The sequence below is a fragment of the Cedecea lapagei genome (assembly GCF_900635955.1).
Classification (GTDB): domain Bacteria; phylum Pseudomonadota; class Gammaproteobacteria; order Enterobacterales; family Enterobacteriaceae; genus Cedecea; species Cedecea lapagei.
Genome location: NZ_LR134201.1, coordinates 1,854,258 through 1,869,787, shown reverse-complemented (window position 1 = coordinate 1,869,787; position 15,530 = coordinate 1,854,258). Strand labels below are relative to the sequence as shown.

At 43.4% G+C, this 15,530-nt stretch carries 17 protein-coding genes; 13 read left to right on the top strand and 4 right to left on the bottom strand.

Annotated features, from left to right (window positions below):
- Positions 1-13 precede the first annotated feature (13 nt).
- Positions 14-253 (bottom strand): HigA family addiction module antitoxin, encoded by a 240-nt coding sequence (locus EL098_RS09110; RefSeq protein WP_126355930.1) that lies wholly within the window; start codon positions 251-253, stop codon positions 14-16.
- Between the two features lie 309 nt (positions 254-562).
- Between EL098_RS09110 and EL098_RS23170 the strand changes: the two genes are divergently transcribed.
- The 11 genes from EL098_RS23170 (at position 563) to EL098_RS09065 (ending at position 9,955) form a co-directional block, all read left to right on the top strand.
- Entirely contained in the window at positions 563-712 is a 150-nt protein-coding gene (locus tag EL098_RS23170) for a hypothetical protein (protein ID WP_164716807.1), read from the top strand.
- A gap of 243 nt (positions 713-955) precedes the next feature.
- Positions 956-1,123 carry a hypothetical protein gene (locus EL098_RS23420; protein ID WP_232012379.1) on the top strand — a complete coding sequence of 56 codons (168 nt, stop codon included), beginning with the start codon at positions 956-958 and terminating at the stop codon, positions 1,121-1,123.
- The gene (locus EL098_RS09105) at positions 1,123-2,955 is read left to right on the top strand and encodes a KAP family P-loop NTPase fold protein (protein WP_232012377.1); all 1,833 of its coding nucleotides are present in this window, start codon (positions 1,123-1,125) and stop codon (positions 2,953-2,955) included. The genes EL098_RS23420 and EL098_RS09105 overlap by 1 nt, the downstream gene beginning before the upstream one ends.
- A gap of 195 nt (positions 2,956-3,150) precedes the next feature.
- The gene (locus EL098_RS09100) at positions 3,151-3,315 is read left to right on the top strand and encodes an integrase core domain-containing protein (protein WP_126355929.1); all 165 of its coding nucleotides are present in this window, start codon (positions 3,151-3,153) and stop codon (positions 3,313-3,315) included.
- A 188-nt stretch (positions 3,316-3,503) separates the two neighbouring features.
- Positions 3,504-3,695, top strand: coding sequence for a hypothetical protein (locus EL098_RS09095; protein WP_126355928.1), 192 nt, complete (start codon positions 3,504-3,506; stop codon positions 3,693-3,695).
- Between the two features lie 72 nt (positions 3,696-3,767).
- Entirely contained in the window at positions 3,768-4,508 is a 741-nt protein-coding gene (locus EL098_RS09090) for a hypothetical protein (RefSeq protein ID WP_126355927.1), read from the top strand.
- Positions 4,509-4,666: 158 nt separating this feature from the next.
- Entirely contained in the window at positions 4,667-5,755 is a 1,089-nt protein-coding gene (locus EL098_RS09085; protein WP_126355926.1) for a hypothetical protein, read from the top strand.
- Positions 5,756-6,694: 939 nt separating this feature from the next.
- Positions 6,695-7,984: a site-specific integrase gene (locus EL098_RS09080; RefSeq protein ID WP_126355925.1), complete on the top strand. Its 1,290-nt coding sequence runs from the start codon at positions 6,695-6,697 to the stop codon at positions 7,982-7,984.
- Positions 7,981-8,556, top strand: a complete 576-nt coding sequence (locus tag EL098_RS09075) for a hypothetical protein (RefSeq protein ID WP_126355924.1) — start codon at positions 7,981-7,983, stop codon at positions 8,554-8,556. Before EL098_RS09080 ends, EL098_RS09075 begins: the two co-directional genes overlap by 4 nt.
- Complete coding sequence (locus tag EL098_RS09070; RefSeq protein WP_126355923.1) at positions 8,549-9,250, top strand: hypothetical protein; 702 nt, start codon at positions 8,549-8,551, stop codon at positions 9,248-9,250. The genes EL098_RS09075 and EL098_RS09070 overlap by 8 nt, the downstream gene beginning before the upstream one ends.
- A gap of 189 nt (positions 9,251-9,439) precedes the next feature.
- Positions 9,440-9,955, top strand: coding sequence for a site-specific integrase (locus EL098_RS09065; protein WP_126355922.1), 516 nt, complete (start codon positions 9,440-9,442; stop codon positions 9,953-9,955).
- Between the two features lie 181 nt (positions 9,956-10,136).
- Here the strand turns inward: EL098_RS09065 and EL098_RS09060 are convergent, their stop codons facing one another.
- The 3 genes from EL098_RS09060 to EL098_RS09050 form a co-directional block, all read right to left on the bottom strand.
- Positions 10,137-12,032, bottom strand: a complete 1,896-nt coding sequence (locus EL098_RS09060; protein WP_126355921.1) for an ATP-dependent helicase — start codon at positions 12,030-12,032, stop codon at positions 10,137-10,139.
- Between the two features lies 1 nt (position 12,033).
- Positions 12,034-13,857, bottom strand: a complete 1,824-nt coding sequence (locus EL098_RS09055; protein WP_126355920.1) for an ATP-dependent nuclease — start codon at positions 13,855-13,857, stop codon at positions 12,034-12,036.
- 156 nt (positions 13,858-14,013) lie between these two features.
- Complete coding sequence (locus tag EL098_RS09050) at positions 14,014-14,253, bottom strand: HTH-like domain-containing protein (protein ID WP_126358398.1); 240 nt, start codon at positions 14,251-14,253, stop codon at positions 14,014-14,016.
- Between the two features lie 621 nt (positions 14,254-14,874).
- On the opposite strand from EL098_RS09050, the gene EL098_RS09045 reads away from it, so the two are divergent.
- Positions 14,875-15,204: a hypothetical protein gene (locus EL098_RS09045; protein WP_232012375.1), complete on the top strand. Its 330-nt coding sequence runs from the start codon at positions 14,875-14,877 to the stop codon at positions 15,202-15,204.
- Positions 15,205-15,281: 77 nt separating this feature from the next.
- Positions 15,282-15,530 carry an excisionase family protein gene (xisR, locus tag EL098_RS09040; protein ID WP_126355919.1) on the top strand — a complete coding sequence of 83 codons (249 nt, stop codon included), beginning with the start codon at positions 15,282-15,284 and terminating at the stop codon, positions 15,528-15,530.

Genomic DNA, 15,530 nt, shown 5'->3' with positions numbered 1-15,530 from the left:
GCGACAATTTTCATTATTGCTGCCAACTATCGTGGGCGGCCTGCATTGATAACCACAAAGGTGCTGCGATTCCCAGCCCCACTTCTAGGCGAAAAGCTATTTCAGAATTAATGGAAATCTTACCTGAGACTACTTTATTGAGTACATTTATCGATAGATCCAGTTCTCTAGCTAGACAGAGCAAACATATATTATTATCTTCAATATATTCAGTAATTAGACCGCCAGGGTGAGGCGGATTAAATATTCCCATAATGATAGCCTCCGGGATTGAAAGTGCGTGTGCCACCTATCATAACTCGGCTATTATACGCTAATTTGTCCTTACCGCTATCTTTTCGTGTCTACGCGTCGCGGCGATGTGTGGAATTGATAAGAGGATCCGAAAGTCATAGAAATTGGAACTTAGTGTAACAAAGAAGAGTGTCGTTGTCTCACATCATTGAAAATGACACCATATCATTTATTTAACTGAATTAAATATTTCTGATTAACTTCATCTCAGACACATACACTCAATATTCATTTCTTCACAGAGTGAATATTTTCTGAAGGAGAGACCATGCTGAGCCAATTGACTCTGTGCATTTACAAAAAACTCATTGAGGTGCTGAAAATCCGCACCCGCCACGAAAGCACCTCCGTGAACGCGCTGGTTGAGCTCGACGCTCTGAACAGCCTGCGTGGCCTATACGGATACGGAGCTCTGTGATCATGATGCTCTCACCGGAAGAAAAACAGAAGCGGCAACATCCAGATCGCGCCGTCTGCCATAAGGACGAAGACCGATATGGTTTCACACACATTGCCACCCAGCTAGCACTCGCCATTCAGGGGATAGGCCGGGAAGGTAGTGCAGTGATCGGTATCGAAGGAGCCTGGGGGAACAGGGAAGACTAGTCTGCTCAATCTGCTGCGCATTGCGCTGGAGGAACAGCAGGAAGACCGAACTTATGTGCTGAATATTTCCCCCTGGCTCGACGGCAGTGATACCCCTCTGGTTGCATCTTTACTGCTGCCGGTCGCGGGCCTTATTGCTGCGGAAGAAGAACGTCGGCTTACAGATGAGGAACTGGTGGAACTCAAACAGAATGAAGCGCTGACCGTACCGCCCGGACGGTAATGGACTACACCCGGGCAACCGCCAGGAACCTGTTGCCTCTCGCTCAGATGGCCAGCGTTATTCCCGGTGTTCCCGACACTAGTGGCGCCCTGAAAGCCCTGTCAGAGTCGCGCTGGCTGAAAGAAAAAGAAAAAACCGCGGCAGAAATGCGCGCCGAGATTGCACAGAAAATCACAGAGCTGGATCTGAGCTTCATTGTTCTGCTGGATGATCTTGACCGCCTCGAACCAGCTCAGGCCGTGGAGGTGATCCGGTTGGTGAAATCGGTAGCTGATTTTCCCCGCTTCCGGTACTTGCTCTGTTATGACAAATCAGTGTTGTCACAGGCTATCAGCCAGGGGCTTGGGGTCGCAGACGGCGGCCTGTATTTACAGAAAATTGTACAGATCTCATTCGGCCTCCCACGCCCAGAATCCTTTGTGTTGCGTCGGGAATTTCGTGATGCGGCAGCTGAGTTATACCTTACGGTGAATGACCAGCGGCCAGGGACTGACGTGATGGATGACTTGGCAAAAGTTGCTGATGTTTATGGTGCAGCGCTGAAAACGCCCCGGGAAGTGCAGCTAGTCCTCAATGCCCTGAGGTTTCGTTATGCAAGCATGCGGGACTATGTGTATTTCCCGGATTTGTGCTTCCTGCAGCTGCTCCGCACGACGAATTCAGGCCTCTATGACTGGGTGGAGGAATACCTGTCTGAACGGGCCGTGGTGGAAGCCGGAGATGGCCATGTCAGTGAAGATGAACAAAAAGTCCTGGCCGACAGCCTTAAGGCTAACTTGAAGCAGTATTTTCCTGCAGAAGCGCATTCTGTTTATGTCTTGGGCCGCTGGGTGCCGGGGATCTCAGGCGGGCTGGCAAACCTTCCCTTCAGTTTGTTCGGAGTGACAGGTGCACAGCAAAGTGCCATGATGACTGCGGGTAAGCGGCTGGGTAGCCAGGCATACTGGCGCTACTACTTTGCCTTCTCCGCCCCCCAAAATGTTCTGTCACCGGAGGTTTTCGGGGAACTCTTCGGGAGCGCCGCCCAGCCTGAAAAGCAGCAGGAACTCGCGGAACGTCTGCTCGGGTATATCCAGAGTAAACAGTTATCCTCTCAGACGTGGTTTGAACACATTCTGGCCCAACTGACATCCCCCCTGATTGATACCCGAACTCCGGCAGAGTGTCGTGGTCTTCTGGCATTCTTCTTTGACTACGGCGATAACATGCTGGAACGCTACCGGGCTGACAACGAATGGTTTGCGCTGCATGACCTAGATACCTACAGCGTAGCTGATCGGCTCATCCAACGGATGCTACAGGAGTCCCCTGAAGATATGATGGTCTTTCTGACAGAAAAGGTTAACAACGGCCAAGCTTGGTACTGGATCGCGGAATATGTTCGTCATCTGCTCTGGCAGCACGGGATTGTGGGAAATCGTACCTTCAATCAGCAGGAAGCATGGATGGAACGCGATAATGTAGACGCAATTCGAAAGGCCCTTGCAGACCGGCTGAACAGTCCAGAGGTCACCGACAAGCTGGGAGGTTTTGCTTTGCTAAACGCCTACATCTGGGCATGGCGGGATATCAGCGGAAGTGAAGTCTTACAGAAATGGATAAAGCGCCAGACCCTAGATGATGGCGCTTTTCTGCGGCTACTACTACAGCTCCGGTATCTTGGCACCAGTTCGGTGGATGGGCGCTATCGTGCGCTGAACCTAGCAGACCTGACAGAATTTCTTGGGGATAGTGACGTGATCACTGAACGTATCACCCGGATCAGAGAGTCTGGTCATTTCGCGGAGCTCGTTGATCAGGTCGAGCAGTCTGTCAGGAGAAACCATTTTTAGCCGGATTGATGACACGTCTGAGAGCTTGTTTATTTCAACACTTCGAACTAAGGCCCCGGCGGGGCCTTTTCCATAGGATCACCGGATATCCTTAATAGCACTTACGACACTAGTAAATTATATTTTTATGAGAATCCAACGACATAAGCGAGTGTGCTTACATTGAGGCAGGAGTGCCTGAACGAAAACTGGTTCATGTTCTCGGTGGATACACCGTGCAAAATCGAGGCCGGACGCATACACTATAACGAGAGACGCCCTCATTCTACGCGGGAATGGATGACGTCGTACGAATTTGCTGAAAGTCTGCCGGTTACCAAAATATGTAGCCAATATGAGGCCGGTTATCCTTGGTTATGACAGGAGCATTTTCTATGTCAGTGTCAATAAGGGCTATCAGTGATTTTGGTGATGGAACCAAAGACAATAGTTTCCTATGCGACTGCTTTTGTAACTGTGGCAATAATCATAAGTGATTACTTAATTCGTAGCCATATATGTGCTTGACGTTATTCCCTCTATCAAATCAAGCAGAATGAGGTATCTTGATGAGTCAGGTGTCTTCAAACAATTATCCTCAAGGTATAATAGCTAAAGGCCACATCGAAAAAGATTTTAAATTCAACACGCTATCGGGTAGCGCTTTGGGGACGATTCAAGCTCAGCTTCCCCATCTCCCTCTATCCAACGCCGAAGTGCAAATCGCGCTTTGTTTTACTTCGAATGCTTTTTGTGGATAACCCATCATTCTCCCATAGCAACAGTTCTAGATCTTCAAAATTGCATCTTCCGGGATATTCAGCGTCTTTTCTATGGAGCTCTTTACTCAAACAGCTTTTTTATCTGCTGAGATTAAGTACTCCAGCAGAAAGAAGATTGCTCAGTGTTTTTTTAAGTTGCTCAATAAGCTGTCTGAATCTTTTCCTGTCAATGTTTTTGTATATTCAGACATTACAGATGATCAAACAAAACAATGTATTATACAATTTGAGGAGATGTATATTGATCCTCGGCGCGTATCAAGGCTAGCAGGATGGCATGTTGTCGATCGAAATTCAGGTTCATATCGATTAAAGATGAGAGCGATATTCGACGTTTTGGGACATGATTTTACCACAGCCCTCTATCAAGAAAGCCGGAGACATGCTTTAACTCAAAGTCATTATGGCAATTACGCAAATATAGTCTCTCGACTAGATGATTTTCTGTATCTGTACGACAAAGATTCGAAGGACAGACCTCCACTATGCCCAGAACTATTTCAAGAGCCAATATTTGTTTATCAGTTTTTCTGGAACTTCCAGCGCTGGCATTTTGAAAGTTACGCCAAAAGGAACCAAAATCAGCCAAAAGGGCGAGTCCTTGCAAATCTTCAGCGTCAATGGATAAGAATCATTTCTTGGGCGAAAAATGTTCTTATCAACAGCAGACTCATGCAACCACCGCCAGGAGATGTATGGCCTGAGGGAAGCAAAAAACTCACCCGGCCTCTTTACGAAATCGGCCATCATAGATATGCCGATGGTAACGCGCTTGTATCCAGAAACTTCTGACTCAGATTCCGCTGTCAGCCAGTGACAAAGAGGCGACTGAACTTCTTTTCAAGAAAATTAAAGGTGATTTTAACAAAGTTGTTCTATGGGCTCGGAATCAAATCGATCTCATTAATTATCGGTTATGCACGGTTTTATCAGCCTGCGAAAAAGGAGAATTGATAAAGCAAAAGGTGCGAATATCCTCTAAATCATTCGGCCAGCCTCACATGGTGATGAACTGCCTTATCAAAACAATAGTTGAGAGCCATAGAGGATTTATAGTTATTGATCACTCTATGCGTGCCCGTTTGGTGGGTGCTACGGGAAGCAGTTTCTCAACAATGGCGTTAGCCGAGAGGCTGGTATTACCTACTAAATATATGATTGCTCCTATCGCTATTTGGCTCGTAGCGCAGCATCCCATTCTGACCGACGCATCTCTGCTTGGATGTGAGCTTTTCGACCGAAATGGCAAACGAAGTGGTTTTGTCTCGACCGACTCAGGGTCTGTGCTTGTAGTAAAGAAAAATCGCAAAGGAAGTCAGCAGGAGGTTGTATTAAGCTCGGAAGCAATCTCTGTCGTTGAGCTGCTTATCCAAATTACAACCCCTCTCAGAAACTACCTTAAAAAGAAAAACGATGATGGGTGGCGGCGGCTATTTATTGTCGCAGGTGGTCAAGGTTTTCAGGAGCCCTATGTTTTTACAAACCAAATTAGTTTCGCCAAGATTCTGAGGCAAAAAGAATTTGTTCAAGCTCACTCTGCTAAGTTAGGGGAATTAATCAGCACATTGTCACTCGCCAGGATACGTGCAACGGCAGGAGTTATCGTTTACCTCAACACACTAAGTATCGACAAAATGGCCGAATCACTTGGTAATTCGAAACGCGTGGCTATGAATCATTACCTGCCGCCCACTATCATGCAATTTTTCCAAGAACGTTGGGTTCGAATATTCCAAAATGCTGTGATTGTCTATGCTATGAGGGATTCCCATTTTTTGCTCAAAGCGACTGATTTCGACAGCATGACTGAGCTTAATAAGTTCCTTGAAAAATATGCTCTTCGGGCGCTCCCTGAGGTAACAGAACCACTTAATCATTCCGCTGAACCAGAATTAGGTGCATCCGGCTCAGAGATTATAATCTCTCTTGATGAAGAGATCCTTAGAATACTTATCTCTCTCAGGCTGGCAGTTGAAAATGCTGGCCCATGTGCTTCGGGGGCAGCCATATATTGGAGTGAGTTTCATTATAAGGGTTGAGTCTCATATTGAATCTCATAATTTCCCCGATCCATACCTCCGTAGCTGTCTGGTTAAGGCCAGAAGGGGAGCAAACCCTCAACAATTTGAGAGTCTGGTCTATGTCTGATAATAACCAATTTCCTCATGAACTAGACTTTATTATGGCCCCTTTTGATTCCTGCTCTGATTTTTTCCGCAGTACTGAATGGTTCAATTCAAAATTTGATGAACCAGTATGGGTCACCCACATTGGCCGAAATGGCAAGAGAGATACTGTTATTGATTTCAGAGTTAGGCTGGATGATGGTTTATTACTCACACATCCAAAACATCGGGGTCTCCTAGAGTCCATAAAATCTTTACTTATGCCTTTCCTCCCATTCGCTGACGGCTAGAGGTATCCAGCTTTCCCCAAGCACAATAGAGCGCAGAGTTTATACAACTATCGGTATTATCGACTACTTCCTACTGCGAGCCGAGCGCTTTCAATTAGCATCTCATGGATTCAAATTAATAACGCCTCATAACATAACTGAGTTCATGGCAGTGTTGGCTAGTAGCCAATATCTGAAGAATAACATTTATTGCAGCTCGTGAAGAACTTCGGGATTTCCTTCGCCTTAAGATCCATCAAGTCACAGAACAACAGATAAAAGAGCGTTATATCTAAGGTCCCTGGTATCGCTTTTTTTGGATAATTCAGATGAGTACAGTCTTGGTTTGTGTAAATCGGAGATTATTACAGCACGGATTTTCCTGTGGATTAATGGAAACTATAAGCGCGTACAGATTAAAGCGGGTAGTGATGGGCATTCATTTTTATGCACCAGGTTTCTCCGAATAGCATTTATTCTGAGATTTACCATGAGCGAACTTTAGTAACACCTAAAATTTAGAGGTCTGTCCTTGGACGAACTGCACTTCAGCCCATCTGAGAAAACTTTTCGGGAATACCCCATGGTTTCGTCTATGGTTCTTATTGACGATCCACTGCCTTCTGAAAATGGGATTGATACTTACCTGCAAGGATTGAAGCGAATGGAGTTTCTCAAGCTTAATGGGCTGGACCATATTAGTCATCACTCGCTTTCAGCTCTGAATAACAAAGCTTTTATTCGGCAGTTGGAGATGAAAACTAAAGGACGCTATCGATCTTTGCCTCAGGAAGTCATATTGTCATCATTTAGGAATGCAGTTGAGTTCTATTTTGATGTGGGCCAATTACTCATCGACGGCTATGTTGTATTGGCACAAGAGGCTGATTCACGCGAGTGTACGCTCACGGATTTAAGTTCGACTGATATAGAACGGCTCATCCCCCAAAAGCTGAGTGATATTGGAGTAAAGGTCTGGGATCTCTCGGCAGATTTTCGTGGCAGGGAGCGGGGTGGAGGAAGTGTTATTTTCTTTAAACGCTTTAGGACGAATGAAGGGTTGCTTCAGTTAATCGAGGTGCTATATGGAGCTATCTGGATAATACTTGCTGCTCTTAGTGCCCGGCGTTCAGGAGAGATAAGAGATCTTATGGCAAGTACCTGCTTGGTTAAAAAAAATCATGGTTATTACTTACAGTTCGCCTTACGAAAACGAAATTTCGGCAAGTTTCGAGAACAAGTCCTTCGCCCCATTCCTAATATCGCAGCTCTTTGTATCCAGAGTTTAAAAGATCTGCATCTAAATTTATCATTGCTTAGTTCTGCTAGAGTTTCAGATCGGCTTTTCAGTAAACCTCGGTGTCGCGAGGTTGGTCTGGCCGAGATGAGTTTGGTCGATGCGACAAAAGTACTGAATCGCTTCTCTGATTATTTTGAAACACAACTAAGCTCTGATGGACGGCGCTATTACATTCGCACTCACCAGATGAGACGTTTCTTCGCTATGACTTTTTTTTGGAACGGTGGTTTTGGCGGTCTGGATACTCTGCGGTGGTTTTTAGGCCATACAAACCTTGAACACGTTTATCACTACATCACTGAGACTGTACCAGGCGAAGTATTGCGGAGAGTCAGTGCCGAATATGCATCTGAAGCGTTGGTCTCAGGGCAGAGTAATTCAAAGAGTCTCGGGGCGCTTTTAGAAGAGCGCTATGGGGTTTCATCTTTTTCAATCATGCAATCAGATGAAGTTGCTGATTATATTGAAGACCTAATCATTGAGGGGATATTAAATATCGAGCCAGTCTTCTACGATACTCCTGATGGAAATCGTTATGAAATTCTCTTTAAAATAATGGGCGATAAATCATGAAGAAAAACTCACCTCAAACGAACTCTCCGCTGGATATTAACAACCGCTCGGTGCTTGCTCGTATTAAATACCTTGAGTCGATTATTCAGACACCTAGTATGTATCATGAAAGCACAGATATTTTAATCGCATTGAAGAGCCAAGGTGGCCTTGCAAAGCTATCGATAAGCGAATCGTTAATTTATCCTATGTCGCTTAATACGCTTAAAAACAGGGCGAATGACCTTCTTCCTGGAGGGTTTTCTGTATTTGATAACCTGAGACATTTGGCCTCTAAAGCCATTCACGATTCCCGTACAGCCAAGATAGCAAAGCCTTCCTCAGTGACTAAGCAGGCTCTTAAAGCTAAGGTTAAGGCTCAAGACAAGGTAATCACCCAACTCCGGGATGAAATTGCATTGGTAACGAATATTCTCAGGGAGTCGATCATTCTCGCTGAGCAATTTGCCGAAAAATGCCATGACCCGACAGAGCTGAGCCTTTTCAAAAAACGCCGCAGAGAGCTACTTTCAATGCTCTCGATAAGCAAACAGTCTTTGACATCCTCGCATGAGGCTCAATCCATTGAATAACAATGAGAAACTGTATCATCTAACAAGCAACGTGTTACGGTTACCTTTCGGGGTTGATCGTAACAATCATGTCTTGAGTGTTAAAGCGGATAACATTCCTCTCCTCTGTTGGCCTGATGGTAGACCTTGTACAGAAGGTAATCTATATCTGCTGTATTGTTTTGAACGCGGACTGTCCCGTAAGGAAGACGGTGGCACGCTCACACAATATGCCAAACTTCTATCACCTCTTATTCGCTTTTGCTTCAACAATAACCATAATTTTATTGAGCTTACTGACTCTCTTTTCTCATTATTCATCAGAACACTTCAGGGGGAAATGGACCCAAGAAAACCGGGGCAGCGAAAACGGCAGGGAGCTCACGTAGCAAACATTGGCAGGATCTGCCTTGGCTTTTTGGATTACGTTGGAGAACTCTATCTTGAACCATTCTTCATCGGGTCTACGGGCACGATCAGAGCTGAGATCAAAGAAGTCAAGCTAGTAAACCAAGGAAAGCAGGTTACCCGTACCTATTGGTATCACCATTCTTTTCCTCATCCCGAGCCTCAAACACGGCGTTTACCTATCAGCTCGAGGAATATCGCAAAGCTCATTGAGGCCATCCCACATGTGGAGCAGGACGACTTATCAGCGGAGAAGACGCTTCATCCTAGTCAAGCTTTTGGAAATTACAGGGGCAAGGCGAATTGAAGTCGCAAACATCAGAGTCGAAGATATTTATAATGCAAAGTTGATGAAGCAAGAGCGCTCCTGAAGGTCTTCACAGCCAAACGGTCAGGAGGGAGGGAGGAGTACAGATACTTACCTATTTCTAAAATAGATCTTGAACTAGTCGTAAACTTCATCGAAAAATTCAGGAGCAGGATCATTAAGAAAACAGTGGGCTCCAAAGAGGATTTAGGCTATTTACTGATCTCTGAAACAACTGGGCTAAGACTCACACCTGAGACTCTGACGAATGAATTACTGTTGCTTGCTAAAACAGCAAAAATTGAAGAGCAAGCATGTGCACATATGTTCCGTCACAGATTCATCACCAAGCTTTTTGTAGCATTGATTGAACAGCATGAATATGAGAATCGGGACGAGTTCCGTCGTGCATTATTGGATGGTGAGACGCTTAAAAGGAAAGTCCAGGAGTTCACTGGGCATACATCAATCAGCAGCCTTGAGCCCTATATACATTTGGCATTCGAGGAAGTGACAAATTTTGGGGCCACTTTGGATTTAATTAAAGCAAGGCTAGTTGTTGAATCTTTACAGTCCAATCTCAAGGACGTTGTATTTGAACTCAGCCAAGGAAGAAGCCCCTCTGAACTTACTATCCTATTAAATAATTACGTTAAGACGGCATTAGAAGAATTGAGTTGGGTCTCAACTACTATCGAACGATGATGTGCTTTTTGTATGGGGACTCAATTCGACTGTTAGTTTCAAACAGGTAACCGTAAGTACAGTCTAGAGCGCTGCAAGCACAGCACTCTAGAAATGGACGATCAACAATGCATTAGCTTAAGTTAGTTTGAAAAATGTATAATAATATTTTGGGGTACACTTTTTTGCTGGCCTATATGGCTCATGATTCTATTTCCGTTATAAAGCGAGATTTTCGCTGAAACTTTCTGTCGCCCCATGGCATCATTCGTTGCTTAGGATAAGTTACATAGAGCCATCGCTTTGCTCTTGTTACTGCAACAAATGCGTTATTTCTCTCCTCATCCAACTCTTTTGCAGTATTAGCTCTGTAGTCTGGGAAAACTCCTTCACACATACCAATTAAAAATACGATATCTTTTTCCAGACCCTTCATGGTATGAACCGTACTTAACGTTAAGCCATCCTCAGAGATATCTTGCGAAAGTTGCCCAAGAGCCAATGCATTACGGAATGCAACTAAGGAGTCCCCAATTCCTTTCCGTCTGAAGCGTGTCCAGGTGCGATTAAACTCCTCAAGCTCTTCAATGCTCAACTTAATATCTTCAATTTTTTCATCTGAGATACCGTCATGTTTTTCAACCAATGATGTTAGTAGGCTGTTAAAATATTTTACAAATTTAGGGATTTTGGGGTTTTCAACATCCAATAAATCTACAGCAGAAAGAAGATTTGCGAATATATCAGAGTATTCATCATTTGATGATGAGATCTGAGCCTCCATTTCCTTTAATACATTAGCCGTCCAATTTTCTGGCTCGGAAATATTCAGTACCTGACATAATTTTTTGCCATCCACCCAATCTTTAGAATTCAGTTTAACGCGAATGGCATAGTCTAATACTTTACCGAATCTAGTTGAAGGTTCTAGTTGTCGTTCACCTTTTCTCAAAGAGAATGGTATTGAATTTTCTTTAAGGCAGCTTTCAAGTTTTCCAAAAACAAAACGATTACGGCCAATTATCACCATATTACTCAATGAAATTTCACCTTCAATTTCATCGTTAATTTTCAAAGCCAAAAGTTTTTTAATAATGTCAACAACCGCAGCAGCCTCATCTTCTTCCGTATCAAATCCTGAAATCCATACACCACCTTCTAAGGCATAATCAGTTTCTGCTTGTGAGCCTGGCCGCAACTTGTTTGCTGCACGTATAACAGCTTTAGTGCTACGATAATTTTCTCTAAGTTCAAAGCGTTGTGGGGTGAAGTCATCTACAAATCTAGTGCAGAGATAGTCTTTCGAGGACCCGTTAAATCCATAAATCATTTGATTAGGATCACCTACCATTAAAATGCTTATTATAACATTTCCGCAAAGTACCCTTATAAACTCATACTGCGCTTTATTAAGATCTTGAGCTTCATCAACGCAAATATGTTTATACTGAGCTCGGTATATTTTTGCGATCCAATCATGTGTTAGTAGAATTTTATGGGCATATACCAAAATATCGTCATAATCAATTCCTCCACTATTAAGCAGTGCAGACTGATAGTCTTGATATATTTTCCAGATATTGCTTTCTGGATATAGCTCAGCCACATCAAGCTCTGTAAGTAACTCTCGCTTAATCTTTGAGAATATATCCATAAAGGATTGCAAATTTTTTTCTCTGCTTTTTAATTCTCTTGTGTCAGTGATATTTAGATACTCATCTATATTAATACCATCTTCACGTAAAGACTGTATAAAGACCTCCATTCGATCTTTATCTCTATCATATATGTGCAATTCCGTGGGTAAACCAACAGTGTGTCCGTATTTCTCCAAAATACGCTGTGCGACAGAATGTATGGTAGAGATCCAAACCCTATCCTCTCCTTGCTCGAAGTCTGCTAAACGTGCACTCATTTCCTCCGCTGCTTTATTTGTGAAGGTAAGAGCTATGATCCCTTCTTTTTTAGTTTTATCCAAAATATGACGAACACGCTCTGTTAACACACGCGTTTTACCTGAGCCAGCTGATGCAAGCACTTGTACAGCAGAATTCAAAGGAGCTTCAACAATCTGACGTTGAGCATTTGATAGATTCATATCATACTCCAGATTTAATTTTTTCGAATAATTCGATAATCTTAGTTGGGAAACTCTCAGCTGGCAATTTAATTAGATTGTCTGTAATTGCTTTTGCATAAAGTGGCTTGTTTAAGTCAATGATTTCGAGTATCGCTCGAATACGACCATCCGCCCCATTATAATCTCTAAGTTCTGATTCAAAAATAGGCTGCTTACACGTTTCGCAGGCAGGCTTATCGGATTTTGTCGGTTTCAAAGGCGTGCCATTTCGTTTCTTGATCCAGTTATCAATTTTACCCTCACCAGCAACTTCACAGATGGTTTTTTCTATCAGTTCATTAAATCCTTGGCTTAATAGGTAACCTTCGAAATCTGTCCCTTCAAGTATGGTGATGTTATCTGCCTTTTCGATATCAGTAGCTCCGAATATTTTTTCATAATTTTTCTTGAGCTCTTTAATTGTTTGTTCTTCACCGTCGCTAAATATAAATACTGGAATATTTAGATCTTTCGCTAAAATAAGAAAAGGACGGTATTTTGCACCGGAACCATTGACGCCCACAAAATTTACTCCGAGTGAGAAAGGATGTTTTCCAGTATAGGCTTCAAAAAGCTCAGGTAGGGCTTGCTCTTCAGTTTCACCTTCTGAGAGGACTATCGCTTTGGAAAATAAGAGCTCGCCACGGGAGTGAACCACTTCTCTTTTCAATTTTCTCAGATCGTCATCTTCAAATGTATTTCTAAGCTGACTTATCTGAACAGAATTATCTGGTTTGCTCAAATATCTAACTTCATGTAACTCAGCCAACCCAGCAATATATGGCGAGTGAGTACTAATAATCACTTGGCCAGGAACATCTATAAGTTGTCTGTATAATGTTCTTTGCGCATTTGGATGAAGATGTGCTTCTGGTTCCTCGGCGGCCATAATTGGGAAAAATGGTTCGACTTCCTCTTCGTGATTTTTGGCCAACAACTCAGTAAAGGCTTTTACTGTCAACATGGATGCCCAACTGCGAGTACCCATACCATGGTATTCCATAGAAAATGAGCTTTTATCAGATTCACCGAAATTCACACTAAAACGCTTTGACAGATCGCGAATTTTTTTTGGAAACGGGCTAAGCTCTGTTTTTCCTGAACCTTCAAATGATTGATTCATACTATCCAGATGAGTCTTTAATCGCTTAAGAGGTTCGCTTTTGTCGATGGCCTCTTTATTAACTTCGGCCACCATCCGCTCCAGTTCAGCAACATCTTTATCGTTATACTCAACACTAGATAGAACACGACCAACGAAAGATGATTTTTCTTTCAGTTCATTATGTATGTCTCTTTGAGCATCAATCGAAATGAACGGTACAGCCTCCAGTCGTTTACCCAATCTGTTTTTGTTGATAACCCGGGCATCTTGCCACTCGCTAAGTTCTGGCCACATATCTAAATGAAACCGATCAACTGTATAGCCGCCCTTTACTCGATCTGGTTTTGCAACAGTTCGTAACACTACGAATTGCTTCCCATCAGGCTCTGACTGAATTTTATCACCAAATGCCTGTTGCCAATTTTCTGAAAATTCTCTCGCTCTCGTATCATTATCAACAGCTATAAACCGAATATCGACTGTGATTATTTCTTGGCGTTTTTCATCCTCTCCTATATGAAAATCTTCGTCAGCTAAGTAGCGCGAGTAGTCCCCAATTGCTAGCTGTACAGCTTTTATAATCGATGTCTTACCTGCATTATTTTGCCCAAGTAATACGGTAACTCTCGGCAAGGATATTTCGATATTAGATATGCCACGAAAGCCGCTGATACGAACAATATCTATTTGGATACTCATATGGCACCCTCCTGTGAATTAATAGAAATTGTCCAAACTAGCAACTCATCGATAGTACTCCAGAGAGAGGTGTAAAGTTCGTTTTTTTTAATGATCATTATTATTCCTTACTGTGCCAGAGACTAGCCTGAGTTTGATATATTTTTATATAAATAGTTAAAGCTTGGCAGTATCAAGTCCTGCAGCTTTCAAGCGCTGGGTTAAGTTGCGCATTTTACTGAACTCCGTACCAAAGCTACTTCGTAAACCAACCCCTTCACAAAACTCTTTTGACGTGATGCTATTCAGCTCATCAGCATATTTGATCATTTGTAGGTGCATCTCAACGGTATATTGATTGCGAGGTGCGTCGTCCAAGACTTGCTTAATACGCGTATAGATCTCAATTTCGTTCATCATTAGCCTTTACAATATATGTCACTAGATAATTTAGCTAAATTATCTAAAAAATCACACAAAAGCAAATCAAGTCGTTTTACTGCTCATTAAGTACTCTGGACACCGTAACTGACCGGAAGGAATACAGCAGCAGTACTGTAAGCACAGCGTTCTTGAAGTGAGTTAACAAGAACGCTTAAAGTCGAGTGACAAGCGGGGGAGCAAGATTCTCTATACCTTTCATAGTATCACTGTGAAGAAATCGGAGGAGGTTTTCACTCTGCTCGGGTTATGCAAGTACTAGTCTGTTTCAATGGGCAATGTTTAATCATTTGAGTTGCTGATCTTTCATAGTTCGGTTTATTCATTTTGTGTCCGAAGAGTGAACGCAGGCTTCTCTGAAACTCAAACAAACATTCAGAAAAGAACCCCACCTTTTTCTAACCCCGTCCACTAAATTCCTCCGAACTTCAACGCGTTTGGGCTGCTCTCAGAAAAACTTCTTGATCCATGTCTAAAATCCTAAATACTGTACATAAACACAGTTAAATTTATGTGATGATCAATCATGCACAAGACTCGCTACAGCGCTGCTTCTATAACCCAAAACAGCTTTATTTTCTCTAGGACTGACAAGATATGGGCAGAATGAGTTCATATGGGAATCCCGCTGCCGATTATGTGGCCTCTCGACTGACCATTGATGTGATTGTTAACTTCGATGCTAACTGCCGACTCGCAGAGACCGATGATGGCTACGCAGTGATTCGCGTCTCTCGCCGACCCGTTCAGGGTGACCATGTGCTCATTGAGTTCTGCGGAAAGGTCGGGTTTGCTCGATTGATGGGCCCGGCGCTCATCACTCAGGACGGAGAAGCCATTGAAGGTGAAGCCCTCAACGATGTTAATGTTCAAGGCGTCGTGACGCACTGGATAAACAGAGCGTCTGATGAACCTGAGATAGTCTGATAACGACCCGCTACGGCGGGTTTATTTTTATGCGAATAACGCCGGCCACTGAGCCGGTTTTTTATTGGGAGGAAGTTATGAGTGAAGTGATTCAACTGGTGCCTAATAAGTGGGTAACCGTAGAAGTGCTAATGGCTATCACTGGCTTGTCAAAGAACGCCATTAAGGCTGCAAGGGAAAAGTCATGGCTTGAAGGAAAAGAGTACCGTCACTACACAGGGGACTGCAATCCACTGGATAACAGCCCGATCATGTATAACCGGCATGAAGTAGACAATTGGGTTGAGAGGCAACGACCGGCGATCCCGCGCAAGAAATCTGCTTAA